This window comes from Peteryoungia algae (assembly GCF_030369675.1).
Lineage (GTDB): Bacteria > Pseudomonadota > Alphaproteobacteria > Rhizobiales > Rhizobiaceae > Allorhizobium > Allorhizobium algae.
This window is the reverse complement of the sequence record NZ_CP128477.1, coordinates 2,888,707-2,906,335: the sequence shown is the minus strand read 5'-3', so window position 1 is coordinate 2,906,335 and position 17,629 is coordinate 2,888,707. Positions and strand designations below refer to the sequence as shown.

Sequence of the window (17,629 nt, the reverse complement as noted above, 5' to 3'; positions counted from 1 at the left end):
GGCAAAGACCATGACCACAGCCGCGCCCGCTTCCTACTCCATCCCGCAAAAGGCCCTGCATTGGCTTATGGCCTTGCTCATCCTCTTCAACCTCATCTTCTCTGATGTGATGAAAGAGGTGGCCGAAGCCTATGAGCGTGGCGAGGTTCCATCGCCCGAAGATCTGACCTTCGCCAACATCCATGCCTATGCCGGTATCATGGTCCTCTGTCTCGGATTGCTTCGGCTCGGTCTGAGGCTGGTCAAGGGCGCGCCGGCCGCTCCGCCGGAAGAACCGCCAGTCCTACGTCTTGCGGCCAAGCTGGCGCATGGCACCTTCTACGCTCTCTTCTTCCTGCTGCCGCTGAGCGGGATCGGCGCCTACTATTTTGCCAATGAAACGGCGGGCTTCGTGCATGGCGGACCCTTGAAGGCTCTGATGTGGCTTTTGATCGCGGTGCATATCCTGGCGCTTCTGGTACACCAGTTTTACTGGAAAACGCCGGTCGCATCGCGCATGAGCCGGGACTGATCGCAAATCGGGGAAAGCAGATGGTTGTAGTTTCGAAGCAGAAGGTCGAGCTACCCCATCCGGATCTTGCAGAGGCCGACTGGGCGGACAGCTATAGCGTGAGGCTCGACCGAGCCGATCTCGATCCGATGCAAGTCGCCACGGCTCTCATGGGTCGAGCGCCCAGATGGGTCACTGCACTTCTTGGGATCCGCAACCGGATCGTCGGTCTCTTTGGCCTGAAATCGGCGGAACTCGCGTTGAGCGATCAGGACATGATCGGCGGCTTTCCGGTCATCGAGCATGACCACGAGCGCGTGGTTCTCGGATTCAACGACAAACATCTCGATTTCCGGATCATCGTGTCGGTCGAGCCTGAAGCCGCCGCCCACCAGCACGTCTCACTGACGACGCTGGTCAGGCGGCACAATCTGTTCGGCCGGCTCTACATCCTCGTCGTCACGCCGTTCCACAAGCTGATCGTGAAGACCTTCCTCAAACGATTTGCCGCTTCGTTCGACCTCAGCCGTCGACCCGCGTGACGGTATAGCCTTGGCGACGGATGAGTTCGACGAGACCTTCCTCACCCGGCAGATGCAGCGCGCCGACAGCGATGAAGGCATTGCCCTTTTCCAGATGCGGCTTGCTGCCATCCGCCATGACAAGATTGCGGTCGCGGACGATGCGGCTCTCGAAGGCGGCATAGGCGCTTTCATCTTCTTCGCCGGGCGACGGGGCAACGGTCTTCAGCATCGGCATTGTCATGCCGATCTCACCCGCAAGATAAAGCTCGGTCATCGTCTCGATGACGTCTTCCATCTTGTCGCCGAGCTCGATCGTCTCGATCAGGGCCTTGAAATGGAAATCGACCGGCAGGTCTGCCATGGCTTCGAGTTGCTCGACGAGACTCTCGAGGCCCGCCACCGGCTTGCCGGCCTTGACGGCGTCCTCGGCGATCTGCTTGTCGAGGAAGGAGGCGCCAGCTGCCTTGCGTGACATCTCGCAGGCGGGCAAGGCCACGAAGCTTGCGAGGATCCAGGGCTTCATCTTGGCGACGGCGCCGAGGGCCAGACCACGTTGCCTCAGGCCGGACTCCAGCTTCTCCAGATCGGCGGCGTCGAGGTGATCCTTTACGGATTTGCCATCGGTGAACATGGTCAGTTCGGGATGCATCAGGAGGGAGGCCGCAGCCTTCTTCTCGTCGAGGATCTCGTCTGACTCGATGACGACCACATCGGCCGCGGCCGTTGCTTCTCGAGCGCCTTTCGGCATGGTGAGAACGCGAGGATCGGTGACGTGCATGGTGCCGAGCAGGTAGGACGGCTTCAAGCCCTGCTTTTCGATCTTCCAGAAGATGCCCTGACCATTCGCCACCTTGGCCGCTTCCGCGCGGATCGCTGCCAGTTCCTCCGGGTTCTCCCTTTCCATTGCCACGAGCAGGTTCTCGCCGTGGCATGCGATATCCGAGGCGCGGGCAGGGACAATTGTCAGAAGGGTGGCGACCAGCAGGGCCAGGAACGCCAGAGGCAGTGCGCCGGTGATCCAGAGAACCATCTCCGAGATCGAAGGGCGCGGCAGGTTCGGCCGCAGCGAGAAAAGGCGGTGGGCGTTCATGTCATCTCCTGTCACAAGCGGTGAGAATAGGAGAGTGCGCCCTCACGTTCGATTAAGGATCTTGGTTAACGGCGGAGCTGGGACGCTTCAGGCGCGCGGATGGGCACGGTCATAGATGTCGAGAAGCCGCGCGCTGTCGACGCCGGTATAGATCTGCGTGGTCGACAGGCTCGCATGGCCGAGCAGTTCCTGGATCGTCCGGAGGTCGCCACCACTGCCCAGAAGATGCGTCGCGAAGGAATGGCGCAGGGCGTGCGGCGTTGCCGAATCGGGCAGGCCGAGCGCCGAGCGCAGCTTCTGCATTTCGCGCTGGATGATCGCTGGCTGCAAGGGCCCACCCCGCGCACCACGGAAGAGGGGAGCGTCGGCTTCAAGGTGATACGGGCAAAGCTTGTAATAGGTTTCCACCGCTTCGGTCACGACCGGAAGCAAGGGCACGAGCCGCATCTTGCCACCTTTGCCCGTGATGCGCAGGCTGGTCGGCCTGCCCTGAAATGCGTTGGGCGTGAGCCCGAGCGCCTCGGAGATACGAAGACCGCAGCCGTAGAGCAGAGACAGCACTGCTGCGTCGCGGGCAGCTAGCCAGGGTTCGTCATGCATCTGGGTGTCGATTGCGACCACCGCGAGGGCCTGGCGGCCACTCAGTGGCTTGGGCAGGGATTTCGGCTGCTTCGGCGAGCGGATCGCGCTTGCACCCGCCGCATTCACCAAGCCCTTGCGTTCCAGATGGCGCAGGAAGGAGCGCAGGCCTGCCAGATGTCGACCGAGCGACCTGGCACCGGCACCTTCCTTGCGACGCTGGGCGAGGAAGCCGCGCAGATCCGCCGGCCGCAGCGCCTTGATGTCGTCGATCTTCACGGTGCCGCCGACATGGGCGGAGAGAAATTGCAGGAACTGGCGTGTGTCACGCTCATAGGCATCAAGCGTGTTGCCCGACAGGCGGCGCTCTGCGCCAAGGCTTTCCAGCCAGGCGGCACGTTCGCCGAGAAGTTTTTCATCTGCCGGGATCAATTGCGCGCCTTTTGCGTTGTTGGCTGTTGGCAACCCCACCCACGATGGCGCGGGAGGGTTAACGAAAGACAAATGCCGGGGCCTGTCATGAACGGATCACAAATGGCTGCCAGAACGCCTCTGGATCTCTGGCGAGGTATTTGCTGATGCGCCGTTCTCCCGTCTCTACCTTTGCTAGCGTTACCGACACCTTGTCGCTTCTTTCTCAAGGCCGCCCCGGACATATTGTCGACACGCTGATTGCCGAGCGTGGGCAAAGGCTCGTCGAGCACCCTCTCTGGCCGGCCATGCGGCCTTTCCTCTACAGCGTGCTTCGCTACGACAAGGCAATCCAGTTTGCCAATGACGTGGCCAACCTTCCCGGACCGCAGGTCTTCGACTATCTGAGTGCTGCGCTTGGCCTCGATATCCAGGTGCGACATGCAGATCGCATTCCCTCGTCCGGCGGATTCATTCTGGTCAGCAACCATCCCACAGGCATTGCCGATGGCGTGGCGATGTATGATCTGCTCAAGGGTTGCCGCCCGGACATGACCTTCTTTGCCAACCGGGATGCCGTCAGGGTCAATCCCCGCCTGGCCGAGATCATCATTCCAGTCGAGTGGCGCGAGGAGCACAAGTCGAAGCTCAAGGCACGCGAAACGCTCAAGCTCACCACGCGCGCAGTCGAAGAGGGGCGCGCCACGATCCTCTTTCCCTCGGGTCGTATCGCCTACTGGGACGAGGGTCGGCTCAACGAGCGGCCGTGGAAGACTTCTGCCATCTCGCTTGCGCGCAAATACAATCTGCCGATCCTCCCGGTAAACATGAAGGCCCGCAATTCCGGGCTGTTCTACTGGTTCGCCCGCTGGTCGACGGAACTGCGCGATATGACCGTTTTCTACGAGCTTTTGAACAAGCGCGGCGGTCGCTTCGATTTCACCGTCGGCAATCTCATTCCGGTCGAGGCGCTCGACGGCGATCCCGCCGAGGTGACCAAGGCGCTGGAAGACTTCACGGTCCATCAACTGCCAGCCTATCCCGACCGCAGTTTCCGCTGATCTCTCCACCCGCATAAAGGCTGTTTTCTTTCCGATCCTCAGGGGGCAAGTTGCAGCCCGATGAAGGACGATTCGAAAAGCCTGTTCGGGGAACTGTTCGAGATGCCGCGCCGCAAGGTGGTGCCGGTACTTGTTCCCATGCCCGCGCCGACGGCTTATAGCTATGCGGTGCCAGACGGCCTGACGGTGGAGCCAGGCGCCATCGTGCAGGTGCCGCTCGGGCCACGACAGGTGATCGGCGTGGTCTGGGATGGCGGCGAGGGGGCGTCCGTCGATCCGAAGAAGCTCAGAGAAATCACCAAGGTCTTCGATTGCCCACCGCTTGACCAGCACATGCGCACCTTCCTCGACTGGGTGGCTGCCTATACGCTTTCTCCACCCGGTTATGTGGCCCGCATGGCGCTTCGCGCGCCAGCGGCCTTCGATCCCGAGCCGATGATCGAGGGGCTGCGCTATGCCGGCTACCAGCCGGAGCGTTTGACGCCGGCGCGGCAAAAGGTGCTGGAACTCGCCTCTGACGGTCTTTCATGGACGAAGAGCGGGCTTGCCCATGCCAGCGGTGTCTCGACGAGCGTCATTGACGGTCTGCTCAAGCAGGGCGTGTTTGAACAGGTCTTCCTGCCCCCGCCGCCGCTGGTCGCTCCTCCCGATCCTGATTATGCGCAACACAGGCTGGCCGGGCCGCAGAAGGAGGCGGCCGACGAAATCCTCCAGAGCCTGCACAAGGGTGGCTTTGCCGTCTCCCTGATCGATGGCGTGACGGGCTCGGGCAAGACGGAGGTCTATTTCGAGGCAATTGCCGAGACGCTGAAACAAGGCAAACAGGTGCTGATCCTGCTGCCGGAAATTGCGCTCACCGCCAATTTCCTCGAGCGTTTCCAGGATCGGTTCGGCGCAAAGCCCGGCGAATGGCATTCCGATCTTGCGACCCGCACGCGTGAAAAGGTCTGGCGTCAGGTCGCGACCGGAGAGATCAGGGTTGTGGCCGGCGCGCGCTCGGCGCTTTTCCTGCCCTTCGAGAACCTCGGGCTCATCATCGTCGACGAAGAGCATGATCCGGCCTTCAAGCAGGAAGATCGCGTCTTCTACAATGCGCGCGACATGGCGGTGGTCAGGGCGCGAATCGCGGATTTCCCCGTCGTGCTTGTCTCGGCGACGCCGTCTGTCGAGAGCCAGGTCAACTGCATCGCCGGACGCTACACGCGCATTCATTTGCCGACACGCTTTGCAGACGCTGCGATGCCGGACCTGCATCTCATCGACATGCGGCGTGCTCCGCCGGAGCGAGGCGGCTTTCTCTCGCCGATCCTTCTGCGCTCCGTCGGCAAGGCCGTCGAGCGGGGAGAACAGGCACTACTCTTCCTCAATCGGCGGGGCTATGCGCCGCTGACGCTGTGCCGGGTCTGCGGCCACCGCTTCCAGTGCCCGCAATGTTCGAGCTGGCTCGTCGAGCACCGCTTTCGTGGCCAGATCCAGTGCCACCAGTGCGGCTATCACGAGCCGACACCCAACGCCTGCCCGGAATGCGGGACGCTCGATCATCTCGTCGCCTGCGGGCCGGGCGTGGAGCGCATCGCGGAGGAGGTGGAAAAACACTTCCCCGAGGCGCGGACGCTGGTGCTCTCTTCCGACATCGGCGGTGTGAAACGGTTGAGGCTTGAGCTCGAGGCGATCGCCAATGGCGAGGCGGACATCGTCATCGGCACGCAGCTCGTCGCCAAGGGGCACAATTTTCCGCTGATGACCCTGGTCGGAATCATCGATGCCGATATCGGCCTGTCGAACGGGGATCCCCGCGCCGCCGAGCGAACCTTTCAGCTGCTCTCGCAGGTCACGGGCCGTGCCGGTCGCACCGGGCGCAAGAGCCTCGGACTTCTGCAGACCTTCCAGCCGCAGCATCCCGTGATGCAGGCAATCGTCTCGGGTGATGCGGCGGCCTTCTATGAACGCGAGATCACCGAGCGCGAGCGGGCGCAGTTGCCGCCATTCGGCCGACTGGTCTCCATCATCGTCTCCGCTGATACGCGCGCAGAGGCCGAGGGGCATGCGCGCGGACTCCGCCAGGCTGCGCCGCAGGAAAACGGGATCATGATCCTCGGACCCGCCGAAGCGCCACTTGCTCTCATTCGTGGCCGGCATCGCTTCCGGCTGTTGGTGCATGGGCGCCGCAACAGCGACATGCAGGCCTTCGTGCTCGGCATGCTGCAGCGCGGGCCGAAAGAGCGGCGCTCGATCCAGGTGCAGGTGGATGTCGATCCCCAAAGCTTCCTTTGAGTCGTTTGACCCGGCCGGATGCGCCGGTTTCATTCTGACGCGCAAGGGCCATACCGCGACCGTCCATTTCGTGCCATAAGCCACCCGGTTTCTTTCACGCGGGTTGATCCATGGAATTCTACTTTCCCACTGAACTTGGCGAGCAACTGGCCTTCCTCGCCGCTGCGACTGCTGCCCTCATCGGATGCGTCGTGCTTTTCGCTCCCGGCCTTACGCTCAAGGCGCTCGCCCTGACGGCGAACGAGGGGCGTCCGGAGGGCCTGAGTGCGGTGCGCTCTGCCGGCGGCCTGGTCGTCGGCTTTGCCGGAACAGCATTGCTCCTCGCACAGCCGACCGTCTATCTGGCTTTCGGTGCTGCCGTCGGCCTATCGGCCTTTGCCCGCATCCTCTCCATCATGTCCGATCAAGGCGCCACCTGGCGCAATATTCTCCTTCTGGTTGTGCAGGCCGCTATCGCATCTCTGACGCTCGCCTATGTCTTTGGTCTGACTTAAGATCGGTTTGCGGCCGCAGCGGCGGCCCATCTCGTCGAATTGACTCGGTTTCGGACAAAAAAACGCAGCCGGGCCTTGCTCTCAAGGAGCAAACCTTTAATACGCGTGTTGCGAGTCTAGACCTGCTATGCTAGACGAACCGCGAAATTCGGAAAACGCAAGCACTAGACGCTTGTGTTTTTGGGGAAAACAAAACGATATCAGGAGTTTGAGAGGCCTCTTTCGAGGTGTCCGGCTACCTGGATCCAGATCAGGGAATTTTTTGCCCGTGGCAGACGCATCCCAAGTGATTTCAGGCGTGGCGGAGCGTTACGCATCGTCGCTTTTCGAGCTTGCGCTCGAAGCTGGCGCTATCGACGCCGTCGCTGCCGATCTCAGCCGCTTCCAGGCGATGATCGACGAGAGCGACGATCTGAAGCGCCTCGTACAGTCGCCTGTCTTCACGGCTGAAGACCAGGTCAAGGCCATTGGCGCGCTCGGCGAAAAGGCCGGTTTCAGCGCGATGGTGTTGAACTTCCTGAAGGTCGTCGCAAGCAATCGCCGCCTGTTTGCCGCTCCCGGCATGGTGGCTGCCTATCGCCAGGCTGTTGCCCGCCACAAGGGCGAGCTCACGGCTGACGTCACCACAGCTCATGCCCTGTCGGCTGAGCAGGAAACTGAACTGAAAGCGGCGCTGAAGAGCGTCACCGGCAAGGAAGTCTCGATCTCCGTTACGGTCGATCCCTCCCTGCTCGGCGGCCTGATCGTGAAGGTCGGCTCGCGCCAGATCGACACGTCTCTTCGCACCAAACTTTCCACCCTTAAGCTTGCACTGAAAGAGGTTGGCTGATGGATATCCGCGCCGCGGAAATTTCCGCAATTCTGAAAGATCAAATCAAGAACTTCGGCAAAGAGGCAGAAGTCTCCGAAGTCGGCCAGGTTCTGTCCGTCGGTGACGGTATCGCCCGCGTCTACGGCCTCGACAACGTCCAGGCCGGCGAAATGGTCGAGTTCCCAGGCGGCATCCGCGGCATGGCGCTGAACCTCGAAGCCGACAATGTCGGTGTGGTTCTCTTCGGCGCAGACCGTGGCATCAAGGAAGGCGACATCGTCAAGCGGACCGGCGCCATCGTCGACGTTCCGGTTGGTCCGGAACTGCTTGGCCGCGTCGTTGACGCGCTCGGCAACCCGATCGACGGCAAGGGCCCGATCAATGCTGCGAAGCGTTCGCGCGTTGACGTCAAGGCTCCCGGCATCATCCCGCGCAAATCGGTTCACGAGCCGATGTCGACCGGCCTCAAGGCCATCGACGCCCTGATCCCGGTTGGCCGCGGTCAGCGCGAGCTCGTTATCGGTGACCGTCAGACCGGCAAGACCGCCATCATTCTCGACACCTTCCTTAACCAGAAGGCTGTGCACGACAACGGTCCGGAAAACGAAAAGCTGTACTGCGTTTACGTGGCTATCGGCCAGAAGCGCTCGACCGTTGCCCAGTTCGTCAAGGTTCTCGAAGAGCGTGGCGCGCTGCAGTACTCGATCATCATCGCGGCGACCGCGTCCGATCCGGCTCCGATGCAGTACCTGGCTCCGTTTGCCGGTTGCGCCATGGGCGAATACTTCCGCGACAACGGCATGCATGCCCTGATCGCCTATGACGACCTGTCCAAGCAGGCTGTTGCTTACCGCCAGATGTCGCTTCTGCTGCGCCGTCCTCCGGGCCGCGAAGCCTATCCGGGCGACGTCTTCTACCTGCATTCGCGTCTTCTCGAGCGCGCTGCAAAGATGGGCGATGCTGCCGGTGCCGGCTCGCTGACCGCTTTGCCGGTCATCGAAACCCAGGGTAACGACGTTTCGGCCTTCATTCCGACCAACGTGATCTCGATCACCGATGGCCAGATCTTCCTTGAAACCGACCTGTTCTATCAGGGTATTCGTCCGGCCGTTAACGTCGGTCTGTCGGTTTCGCGCGTTGGTTCTGCCGCTCAGATCAAGGCGATGAAGCAGGTTGCCGGTTCGATCAAGGGCGAGCTTGCCCAGTATCGCGAAATGGCCGCCTTCGCGCAGTTCGGTTCCGACCTCGACGCCGCCACCCAGCGTTTGCTCAATCGTGGTGCGCGCCTGACGGAACTCCTGAAGCAGCAGCAGTTCTCGCCGCTGAAGACGGAAGAACAGGTTGCGGTCATCTTCGCTGGCGTCAACGGCTATCTCGACAAGATCGCGGTCAGCCAGGTTGGCAAGTTCGAACAGGGCCTGCTCTCCTACCTCCATTCGGAAGGCAAGGCCATTCTCGATGCCATCCGCACCGACAAGGCGATCAGCGACGATACCAAGGGCAAGCTCAAGGCGGCTCTCGATAGCTTCGCGAAGAACTTCGCCTAATTCAGGCTCAAGCCAAGGACGGATAACGGATGCCTTCACTTAAGGATCTGAAAAACCGGATCGCCTCCGTCAAGGCGACGCAGAAGATCACCAAGGCGATGAAGATGGTCGCCGCGGCGAAATTGCGTCGCGCTCAGGAAGCGGCCGAGGCTGCCCGCCCGTACTCGCAGCGCATGGGCGCCGTTCTGGCCAATATTGCGCAGGCAGTGGGTACGGACGACAGCGCGCCGCGTCTGATGACGGGCAACGGCAAGGACGACGTGCATCTGCTCGTCGTCTGCACCGCTGAACGTGGTCTCTGCGGCGGCTTCAACTCGTCGATCGCACGTTTTGCTCGTGACCACGCCCGCAAGCTGCTGGCCCAGGGCAAGACGGTCAAGTTCTTCTGCGTCGGCAAGAAGGGCTACGACAGCCTGCGTCGCGAATTCGCCGACATGATCGTCGAACGCGTGGACCTGCGCGAAGTGAAGCGTGTCGGCTTTACCGATGCGGATGCCATTGGCCGCAAGGTCATCGGCATGTTCGAGCGTGGTGAATTCGACGTCTGCACGCTGTTCTATTCCGAGTTCAAGTCGGTGATCAGCCAGATCCCGACCGCCCAGCAGATCATCCCGGCCGCTCCGGCCGAGGCTCCTGCCCAGGGCGGCGCGGCTGCTCTCTACGAATACGAACCGGATGCTGCAGGGATCCTCGAGGATCTCATTCCGCGCAACATCTCGGTTCAGATTTTCCGGGCCCTGCTCGAAAATGTCGCGGGTGAAATGGGCGCCAAGATGAGCGCCATGGACAATGCGACACGCAATGCCGGTGAGATGATCAACAAGCTGACGCTTTCGTACAACCGCCAGCGTCAGGCGCAGATCACCAAGGAACTCATTGAAATCATTTCGGGCGCGGAAGCGCTCTGAGGTTAAGGAAAGAGGGTAAGATACATGGCTAAGGCAGCTACCCCCAAGTCTAAGGCGGTGAAGTCCGCAGCCGGTGCTCTCGGCAAGGTCACGCAGGTCATCGGCGCCGTCGTCGACGTCGCGTTCGAAGGCGAACTGCCCGCGATCCTGAACGCGCTGGAAACCGACAACGGCGGCAACCGCCTCGTTCTCGAAGTGGCGCAGCACCTCGGCGAAAACCAGGTCCGCACGATCGCCATGGACTCGACCGAAGGTCTCGTTCGCGGTCAGCCGGTCACCGACACGGGTGCTCCGATCTCGGTTCCGGTTGGTCCGGAAACGCTCGGCCGCATCATGAACGTCATCGGCGAGCCGGTCGACGAAGCTGGTCCGCTGGTCACCGAAGGCCGTCGCGCAATCCACCAGGAAGCCCCGGCTTACGTCGAGCAGTCGACCGAAGCCCAGATCCTGGTCACCGGCATCAAGGTCGTCGACCTTCTGGCTCCCTATGCCAAGGGCGGTAAGATCGGCCTGTTCGGCGGCGCTGGCGTTGGCAAGACCGTTCTGATCATGGAACTGATCAACAACGTTGCGAAGGCTCACGGCGGTTACTCCGTGTTCGCAGGCGTTGGCGAGCGTACCCGCGAAGGCAACGACCTCTATCACGAAATGATCGAATCGGGCGTCAACAAGCACGGCGGTGGCGAAGGCTCCAAGGCCGCTCTCGTTTACGGCCAGATGAACGAACCGCCGGGCGCCCGCGCTCGCGTCGCTCTGACCGGTCTGACGATCGCTGAAGACTTCCGCGACAAGGGACAGGACGTTCTGTTCTTCGTCGACAATATCTTCCGCTTCACCCAGGCAGGTTCGGAAGTGTCGGCTCTGCTCGGTCGTATCCCGTCGGCCGTTGGTTACCAGCCGACGCTCGCCACCGACATGGGTCAGATGCAGGAACGCATCACCACCACGACCAAGGGCTCGATTACCTCGGTTCAGGCCATCTACGTTCCCGCCGACGACTTGACCGACCCGGCTCCGGCCACCTCGTTCGCCCACTTGGACGCAACGACCGTTCTGTCGCGCTCGATTGCTGAAAAGGGTATCTACCCGGCCGTTGACCCGCTCGACTCGACGTCGCGCATGCTGGACCCGATGGTTGTCGGCGAAGAGCACTACGAAGTTGCCCGTAAGGTCCAGACGACGCTTCAGCGCTACAAGTCGCTGCAGGACATCATCGCCATCCTCGGGATGGACGAACTGTCCGAAGAAGACAAGGTGACGGTTGCCCGCGCCCGCAAGATCGAGCGCTTCCTGTCGCAGCCGTTCTTCGTCGCCGAAATCTTCACCGGTTCGCCGGGCAAGCTGGTTGCGCTCGAAGACACGATCAAGGGCTTCAAGGGCCTGGTCAACGGCGAGTACGACCACCTGCCGGAAGCTGCCTTCTACATGGTCGGCTCGATGGACGAAGCCATCGAAAAGGCCAAGCGCCTGGCTGCCGAAGCTGCCTAAGCAAACGGAATGCCGGCACGCGGGATGACCCGCGTGCCGCTCCATCCTTCATCAGAGAAGTGAACGACCATGGCCGACAATTTCAACTTTGAACTCGTTTCGCCCGAGCGCCTTCTGCTCTCCGAACAGGTAAGCGAAGTCGTCATTCCGGCAACGGAAGGCGAAATGACCGTCATGGCCAATCATGCGCCGACGATGACCACGATCAAGCCGGGCGTGGTGACTGTGAAGCTCGCCTCCGGTCAGGTGTCGAAGTATGTGGTTTTCGGTGGTTTCGCCGACATTCTGCCGACTGGCTGCACGCTGCTGGCTGAATCTGCCGTTTCGCTCGCCGACATATCGCCGGATACGCTGACGAAGCGCATCGACGAGGCCCGCAAGGAACTGGAAGGCGTCGAGCATCACGAACACCGCACCAAGCTCGAGCAGTATCTCGCCGAGTTGACCAACCTGAACGGTGTTCTCGTCGCCGCCTGATGGGCCGGTCACGACGGGCAAGTTTTGAAGCCGGGCTTTTCAGTCCGGCTTTTTTTGTGGATTCCGTCAGGCGGATTGTGCGTCTTCCAGGATCATCGCCGCACCCTTTTCAGCGACCATCATCGTCGGGGCGTTGATGTTGCCAGCGGTGATGTTCGGAAAAACCGAGGCGTCGACGATGCGCAGGCCCGGCACGCCATGAACCCTGAGGCGGGAATCGACCACGGTCTCGCGCGGATCGCTGCCCATCGCGCAGGTGCCGCAGAGATGATAGATCGAGCCGCTGTTCAGGCGGAAATAGTCCAGGAGCTTTGCGTCGGTGTCGGCCGCACCGGACGGCGAAACCTCCTCCGCCACCCAAGCTTCAAGGGCATTCGTGTCGGCGATCCGGCGCATCAGCCTGCTGCCTTGCAGAACCTCCTCCACATCGCGATCGGTCGACAGGTAGTTCGGCCGGATCAGCGGAGCGTCCGCTGCGTCAGGTGAAGCGATCGTGATCGTGCCCTTGCTGGTCGGGCGGCAGGCGTTGAACGCGATGAGGAAGCCCGGATAGGGTTCCGGGGTCAGCCCCGCACCCGGATTGTCCGGGATACGATAGGATAAGGGGTTGAAATAGACCTGTATGTTCGGCCTCACCTCCTCAGGCGCCCCCCGGAAGAACCCGCCGGCCTGGTTGACGCTCATCGCAAATGGGCCACGGCGCCGCAGAAGCCATGTCAGGCCGAAGCGCGCCTGACCGATCAGGCTTGCAAAGTCGCCATTCAGCGTCGGCAGTTTCGACCGATAATAGAAGCTGGCGCAGAGATGGTCCTGCAGGTTCCTGCCAACGGCCGGTAGCTGTTTGCGGGTCTCGATGCCTTGGGCGAAAAGGGTGGATCCGTCGCCAAGGCCTGAAAGCTGCATCAGCTTCGGCGTATCAACTGCACCAGCGGCCAGGATGACTTCGCGACGGGCTGTGAAGCTGCGCAAGCGCCCATGCTGCATCACCTCGATGCCGGATACGCGTCCATCTGCTTCAATGATCAGGCGACGCGCATGGGCGCCACGCTCGATGGAGAGGTTCTGTCGCTTGAGCGCGGGGCGCAGATACTCCGCGCTGGAATGCGAGCGCTGGCCACGACGGGTGTTGACGTCGTAGACGCCGGCCCCCTCGATCGTCGCGCCGTTGAAGTCCTCGTTGAGCGGAAGACCAAGTTCGTCGCAGGCAGCGAGGAAGGCATCGCTGACTGGATGGGTCGCGCCGCGCATCGGGGTTACATGGATCGGCCCCTTGTCGCCGTGCCAGGGGCTCTCGCCCCGGGCGTGGGTTTCCAGCTTGCGGAAATAGGGGAGCACGTCATCGAAACCCCAACCGGGATTGCCGGCGGCCCGCCAGTTGTCGAAATCCTCGGCCGCACCCCGCACGAAGACCATGGCGTTGATCGAGCCGGAACCACCCTGCACCTTGCCGCGCGGGGCGTAAATCCGCCGCCCGCCCAGTGCCGGATCCGGCTCCATCCGGTACATCCAGTTGACCTTGGGATTGTAGTAGCTTTTGGCGTAGCCGACCGGGATCTTGAACCAGAAGGACTTGTCCTCGCCGCCGGCCTCGATCAGCAACACGGAATGGCGACCACTGTCACTCAGCCGACTTGCCACGATGCAGCCCGCAGAGCCCGCACCGACCACGATGAAATCGAAGATCATGGCTGTCCCTCAGCCCCTGGCCGGTGCGAAGGCTTTCACATCCATAGGCTCGGCGGTCATCTGCAGGTGCAGCCTGTCGCCGGTGTAGGGTGTGTGCCGCGCAATGACCTCGTGGTTCAGCTCGATGCCCAGCCCCGGCTCGCGCGAAGGGATGAGATAGCCGTCGTCGAAGTCGAGCTTCACCTTCAGCACCTCGGCATGGAAGCCGCCGAAATCCATGATCGCCTCGTGGATGAGGAAATTCGGGCAGGTTGCCGCGAGCTGGATCGACGCTGCTGCCCCGACCGGACCGTTGTAGAGATGCGGTGCGATCTGCGCATAAAAGGACTCGGCCATCCCGGCGATCTTTTTCGCCTCCAGCAAGCCGCCGACGCGAGCGACATTCATCTGCAGGATGGAGGCAGAGCCAAGCTGCAATATTCTCTGGAATTCGTATTTCGTGGTCAGGCGTTCGCCCGTCGACACCGGGATCGAGGTCGCGCGGGCGACTTCCGCCATCGCCGCTTCCTGGCCTGGCGGCACAGGTTCCTCGAACCACAGCGGGTCATATTTCTCAAGCCGCTTGGCCAGCCGGATTGCCGAGGAGGGCACCATTTGCCCATGCGTGCCGAAGAGAAGATCGGCGCGGTTGCCGATTGCATCACGGATCTTTTGGCAGAACTCCTCGCAGCGATCCATGACGGGCAGCGACAGTTGGTGACCGGAATAATTGGTATAGGGGCCGGCCGGATCGAACTTCAGCGCGGTGAAGCCGGCATCGACCATGCGGATCGCCTCTTCGGCGGCGAGATCCGGGTCGTTGTAATCATATTCGCCCGCTGCATTCTTTGGATAGAGATAGGTGTAGGCGCGCAGCTTCTCGAAGACGGGCCCGCCGAGCAGATCCGCGACCGGTCGCCCCGCCGCCTTGCCGATGATGTCCCAGCAGGCGATTTCGAGGCCGGATATGATGCCGACCATGGTCGGATCCGGCCGCTGGGTGAAACCGCTCGAATAGGCCGCGCGCCAGAATCGCTCGATCTGGTGGGGGTCGTGGCCCTCCAGATAGCGGGTGAAGACGTCTTCGACCAGGACGGCGATGCCGGACGGGTGGAAAGCGGTCGAGTAGATTTCGCCGACACCCTTGATGCCACAGGCCGTTTCCAGCTCCACGAAGATCCAGTACATGCCGCCGATATGTGGCGCGGGCGTTGCGACGACGTGTGTCTTGAGTGATGCGATCTTCATAGATGCCCCCTGGTAACGCGTAATGATCAATGCTTGAGGATGACGAGGCGGGTCTGGGTGAATTCCAGCATGCCATGCTTGCCGTCATCGCCGCCAAGGCCGGAGCGCTTCCAGCCGGCGTGATAGCCCTGGTAAGGCTCGGCCGGGAAGCGGTTGATGTAGAGTTCACCCGCCTCGATCTCGTTCGCGGCCTTCATCACTTTGCGGTAGTTTTCCGTGAAGACGACGGAGGCGAGGCCGAACTGGTGGTCGCTTGCCATGGCCAGTGCGTCGTCGAAATCGGTATAGGGAATGACGCCAAGCACCGGGCCGAAGACCTCTTCCTGGATGATCTCCATGTCCTGGCGGCAAGCCGAAAGCAGTGTCGGCGGATAAAAATAGCCCTCGTCAGGTGGCAGGAAGCCACCGGTCTCGATGACGGCGCCATCGGCCTTGGCCCGCTCCACCATGTGGTGGATCCTCAGTCGTGCGGCTGCATTGGCGAGTGGCCCCATGCGCGTCGGATCTTCGGCGCGGTCGCCATAGTGGCGACTTTCGAAGGCGTCTTTCAGCTTGGCAAGCAGCGTGCCATGCACGGAGGCATGTACGTAGAGACGCTCGACGGAGGTGCAGACCTGACCGCAATGGGCCGACTTCGCTGCCAGCACGCTCCTGGTCACCACGTCGAGATCGGCATCGGGCTCGACGATCACGGGTGTCTTGCCGCCGAGTTCCAGCGAGGGCTTGGCGATGTTTGCCTTGCAGTATTCGAGTACGACCTGGCCAGCTGCGACGCTGCCGGTCAGTGTGATCATGCCGACGCTACGGCGCGTGCACATGACCTGTGCCACCTCATGGCTCATTGTCATGATGCTGACGAGACCGGCCGGAAGGTCCGCTTCACGGATCGCCTCGGCAAATGCGAAGGCCGAGGTCGGCGTGTTGTTGCTCGGGCGCACGACCACGGCGTTGCCGGTGACCAGCGCCGGCGCAATCTTGCGGACCAGCGTGTAGATCGGGAAGTTGAAGGGGATCAGGCAGGCAACGACGCCGATCGGCGCACGCTTCAGCATCAGTGTTTCGTCCGGGGTGTCGCTCTCGATCACCTCGCCTTCGACGCGGCGCGCCCATTCCGCGTGGTAGCGCATCAGCTCGATGCCGTATCCGGTTTCCGCCACGGCATCCTCAAGGCTCTTGCCGGATTCCAGCACCAGCGCCGCGCCGATCTTCTGCTGGTGGCGCTCGACGGCATCGGCAAGCCTGCGGAGCGCATTGCCCCGTTCGATCGCGGGCAGGCGGCCCCAGGCCTTCTGTGCCTCTGCAGCAGCAGTCACTGCCTCCACGACATCGGCTTCCGTCGCCGAGGTCACCGATGCGAAGGCGCGACCATTGGCGGGGTTCTTGACCTCGATCGTCTGTCGGGCTCCGGTCTCGCGGAAGGTTCCGGCGATGAAGTTCTGGAAGGTGGACATGGCAGGCGCTCCGGCAACGGTCATTCTGTGCCAAGTAGGAAGCCGCTACTCCTGCTTCGCAAGCGACTTATTGTCGGGTTGAGTATTCCAAAAAGGAATGTTTCAAGCGCTCGCCTGCTTGAGTGCCGGGACAGAACCTGCACCGATTTCCTGTTGCAGCCAGTGTTTGAGCGCCTCGACATGCGGCGACAGTGCCCGGTCGGTTCGTGTCACGAGCCAGTAGGATTCGTGGCCCTCGACCTCGACATCCAGCACCTGCGCAAGCGCGCCCGTCTGCATCAGCGGGGCGACCATCGAGCGATCCGCCACCGCAACACCGAGCCCGTTGCAGGCCGCTTCGATGACGAGATCGAGCAGGTCGAATTCCAGTCCGCCTTGTGTGTCGGTCTCGGTGAGCCCCGCTGCGTCCAGCCAGCGCTGCCAGGTCAGATAACGCTGGTCGGCAGAAGCCAGCACATGCAGGAAAGTGAAGCGGGAGAGATCGATCGCCTCGCCGTCACGCAGACCTTCGATGAGCGGCGGGGCGCAGATGGCAATGTGGCGTTCGGTAAACAGCCGCTCTGATCGCAGGCTCGGCCATTCTCCGTCGCCAAAGCGGATGGCGCAATCCAGTATGCCGCGCTCCGAGAGATTGTCCTCAAGATCGGTGGTAATGCTGACATCGACGTTGGGCAGGAAGGCGCGGAGACTGGTCAGCCGCGGCATCAGCCATCGCTTGGCAAAGGTGGGGGGCACGTTGATCCGGAGCCTTCGCAGATTGCTCTTCTCGCGAATGTTTCGGACCGTCGCCTCGACCGTGTGGAACGCCTGTTGCAGGGATTCGAGGAGTTCGGCACCCGAGGGGGTCAGCTCCAGGTGATGGTGCCGGCGAATGACCAGCGTCTCGCCCAACTGTTCTTCAAGATTGCGCACCTGACGGCTGACGGCGCTCTGGGTAAGATTCAGCTGTTCGGCTGCACGGGTGAAGCTACGGGTCTGCCCGACCACTTCGAAAACCTTCATGGCGGACAGGGCCGGCAGCCGTCTCATCTTTTCTCAAGCCCTCATCCAGAGTTTCAGATATTAAATCAGAGGCGTTCGGCCTGCGCCATGCGGTTCTCACGCGAATGTG

Annotated in this window: 16 protein-coding genes; 10 read left to right on the top strand and 6 right to left on the bottom strand. The window is 61.9% G+C overall.

The genetic code is table 11. The annotated features are described in order from the left end of the window. Positions 1-10 precede the first annotated feature (10 nt). Both QTL56_RS13820 and QTL56_RS13815 read left to right on the top strand, forming a co-directional pair. Positions 11-511, top strand: a complete 501-nt coding sequence (locus QTL56_RS13820; protein ID WP_245137394.1) for a cytochrome b — start codon at positions 11-13, stop codon at positions 509-511. Between the two features lie 20 nt (positions 512-531). Further along, the gene (locus tag QTL56_RS13815; RefSeq protein WP_245137395.1) at positions 532-1,032 is read left to right on the top strand and encodes a DUF2867 domain-containing protein; all 501 of its coding nucleotides are present in this window, start codon (positions 532-534) and stop codon (positions 1,030-1,032) included. On the opposite strand, the gene QTL56_RS13810 is transcribed toward QTL56_RS13815, so the two are convergent. Together QTL56_RS13810 and QTL56_RS13805 are read right to left on the bottom strand one after the other, a co-directional pair. Next, positions 1,013-2,104 (bottom strand): TraB/GumN family protein, encoded by a 1,092-nt coding sequence (locus tag QTL56_RS13810; protein WP_245137396.1) that lies wholly within the window; start codon positions 2,102-2,104, stop codon positions 1,013-1,015. The two genes, QTL56_RS13815 and QTL56_RS13810, sit on opposite strands and share 20 nt — an antisense overlap. A gap of 87 nt (positions 2,105-2,191) precedes the next feature. Then, positions 2,192-3,115: a tyrosine recombinase XerC gene (locus QTL56_RS13805; protein WP_245137397.1), complete on the bottom strand. Its 924-nt coding sequence runs from the start codon at positions 3,113-3,115 to the stop codon at positions 2,192-2,194. A 143-nt stretch (positions 3,116-3,258) separates the two neighbouring features. Here QTL56_RS13805 and QTL56_RS13800 point away from each other — a divergent pair, with 143 nt between their 5' ends. The 8 genes from QTL56_RS13800 to QTL56_RS13765 all read left to right on the top strand — a co-directional run bounded on the left by QTL56_RS13800 (position 3,259) and on the right by QTL56_RS13765 (position 12,154). Then, positions 3,259-4,155, top strand: coding sequence for a GNAT family N-acetyltransferase (locus QTL56_RS13800; protein WP_370660363.1), 897 nt, complete (start codon positions 3,259-3,261; stop codon positions 4,153-4,155). Positions 4,156-4,215: 60 nt separating this feature from the next. Beyond that, positions 4,216-6,429: a primosomal protein N' gene (locus QTL56_RS13795; RefSeq protein ID WP_245137399.1), complete on the top strand. Its 2,214-nt coding sequence runs from the start codon at positions 4,216-4,218 to the stop codon at positions 6,427-6,429. A 110-nt stretch (positions 6,430-6,539) separates the two neighbouring features. After that, positions 6,540-6,923 (top strand): AGROH133_08824 family phage infection protein, encoded by a 384-nt coding sequence (locus QTL56_RS13790; protein ID WP_245137400.1) that lies wholly within the window; start codon positions 6,540-6,542, stop codon positions 6,921-6,923. Between the two features lie 262 nt (positions 6,924-7,185). Then, positions 7,186-7,752 carry a F0F1 ATP synthase subunit delta gene (locus QTL56_RS13785; protein WP_229575089.1) on the top strand — a complete coding sequence of 189 codons (567 nt, stop codon included), beginning with the start codon at positions 7,186-7,188 and terminating at the stop codon, positions 7,750-7,752. Further along, on the top strand, positions 7,752-9,281 hold the full coding sequence (gene atpA / locus QTL56_RS13780) for a F0F1 ATP synthase subunit alpha (RefSeq protein ID WP_229575088.1): 1,530 nt from the start codon (positions 7,752-7,754) through the stop codon (positions 9,279-9,281). Before QTL56_RS13785 ends, atpA begins: the two co-directional genes overlap by 1 nt. A 29-nt stretch (positions 9,282-9,310) precedes the next feature. After that, positions 9,311-10,189 carry a F0F1 ATP synthase subunit gamma gene (locus QTL56_RS13775; RefSeq protein WP_229575087.1) on the top strand — a complete coding sequence of 293 codons (879 nt, stop codon included), beginning with the start codon at positions 9,311-9,313 and terminating at the stop codon, positions 10,187-10,189. Between the two features lie 24 nt (positions 10,190-10,213). Then, entirely contained in the window at positions 10,214-11,677 is a 1,464-nt protein-coding gene (atpD, locus tag QTL56_RS13770) for a F0F1 ATP synthase subunit beta (RefSeq protein ID WP_229575086.1), read from the top strand. Between the two features lie 69 nt (positions 11,678-11,746). Next, a complete protein-coding gene (locus QTL56_RS13765) occupies positions 11,747-12,154 on the top strand; it encodes a F0F1 ATP synthase subunit epsilon (RefSeq protein ID WP_229575085.1) in 408 nt (135 codons plus the stop codon). Positions 12,155-12,220: 66 nt separating this feature from the next. Here QTL56_RS13765 and QTL56_RS13760 read toward each other — a convergent pair whose 3' ends face one another. From QTL56_RS13760 to QTL56_RS13745, 4 genes are all read right to left on the bottom strand, one after another. Continuing rightward, positions 12,221-13,840 (bottom strand): GMC family oxidoreductase, encoded by a 1,620-nt coding sequence (locus tag QTL56_RS13760; RefSeq protein ID WP_245137401.1) that lies wholly within the window; start codon positions 13,838-13,840, stop codon positions 12,221-12,223. 9 nt (positions 13,841-13,849) lie between these two features. Next, complete coding sequence (locus tag QTL56_RS13755; RefSeq protein ID WP_245137402.1) at positions 13,850-15,067, bottom strand: mandelate racemase/muconate lactonizing enzyme family protein; 1,218 nt, start codon at positions 15,065-15,067, stop codon at positions 13,850-13,852. A 26-nt stretch (positions 15,068-15,093) separates the two neighbouring features. Further along, a complete protein-coding gene (locus QTL56_RS13750; protein WP_245137403.1) occupies positions 15,094-16,518 on the bottom strand; it encodes an aldehyde dehydrogenase family protein in 1,425 nt (474 codons plus the stop codon). Positions 16,519-16,620: 102 nt separating this feature from the next. After that, entirely contained in the window at positions 16,621-17,547 is a 927-nt protein-coding gene (locus tag QTL56_RS13745) for a LysR substrate-binding domain-containing protein (RefSeq protein WP_245137404.1), read from the bottom strand. Positions 17,548-17,629: the final 82 nt, after the last annotated feature.

Coding starts and splice junctions, on each gene's coding strand:
- QTL56_RS13820 (WP_245137394.1), top strand. CDS start 11: ATGACCACAGCCGCGCCCGCTTCCTACTCCATCCCGCAAAAGGCCCTG.
- QTL56_RS13815 (WP_245137395.1), top strand. CDS start 532: ATGGTTGTAGTTTCGAAGCAGAAGGTCGAGCTACCCCATCCGGATCTT.
- QTL56_RS13810 (WP_245137396.1), bottom strand. CDS start 2,104: ATGAACGCCCACCGCCTTTTCTCGCTGCGGCCGAACCTGCCGCGCCCT.
- QTL56_RS13795 (WP_245137399.1), top strand. CDS start 4,216: ATGAAGGACGATTCGAAAAGCCTGTTCGGGGAACTGTTCGAGATGCCG.
- QTL56_RS13790 (WP_245137400.1), top strand. CDS start 6,540: ATGGAATTCTACTTTCCCACTGAACTTGGCGAGCAACTGGCCTTCCTC.
- atpA (WP_229575088.1), top strand. CDS start 7,752: ATGGATATCCGCGCCGCGGAAATTTCCGCAATTCTGAAAGATCAAATC.
- QTL56_RS13775 (WP_229575087.1), top strand. CDS start 9,311: ATGCCTTCACTTAAGGATCTGAAAAACCGGATCGCCTCCGTCAAGGCG.
- atpD (WP_229575086.1), top strand. CDS start 10,214: ATGGCTAAGGCAGCTACCCCCAAGTCTAAGGCGGTGAAGTCCGCAGCC.
- QTL56_RS13765 (WP_229575085.1), top strand. CDS start 11,747: ATGGCCGACAATTTCAACTTTGAACTCGTTTCGCCCGAGCGCCTTCTG.
- QTL56_RS13760 (WP_245137401.1), bottom strand. CDS start 13,840: ATGATCTTCGATTTCATCGTGGTCGGTGCGGGCTCTGCGGGCTGCATC.
- QTL56_RS13755 (WP_245137402.1), bottom strand. CDS start 15,067: ATGAAGATCGCATCACTCAAGACACACGTCGTCGCAACGCCCGCGCCA.
- QTL56_RS13750 (WP_245137403.1), bottom strand. CDS start 16,518: ATGTCCACCTTCCAGAACTTCATCGCCGGAACCTTCCGCGAGACCGGA.
- QTL56_RS13745 (WP_245137404.1), bottom strand. CDS start 17,547: ATGAGACGGCTGCCGGCCCTGTCCGCCATGAAGGTTTTCGAAGTGGTC.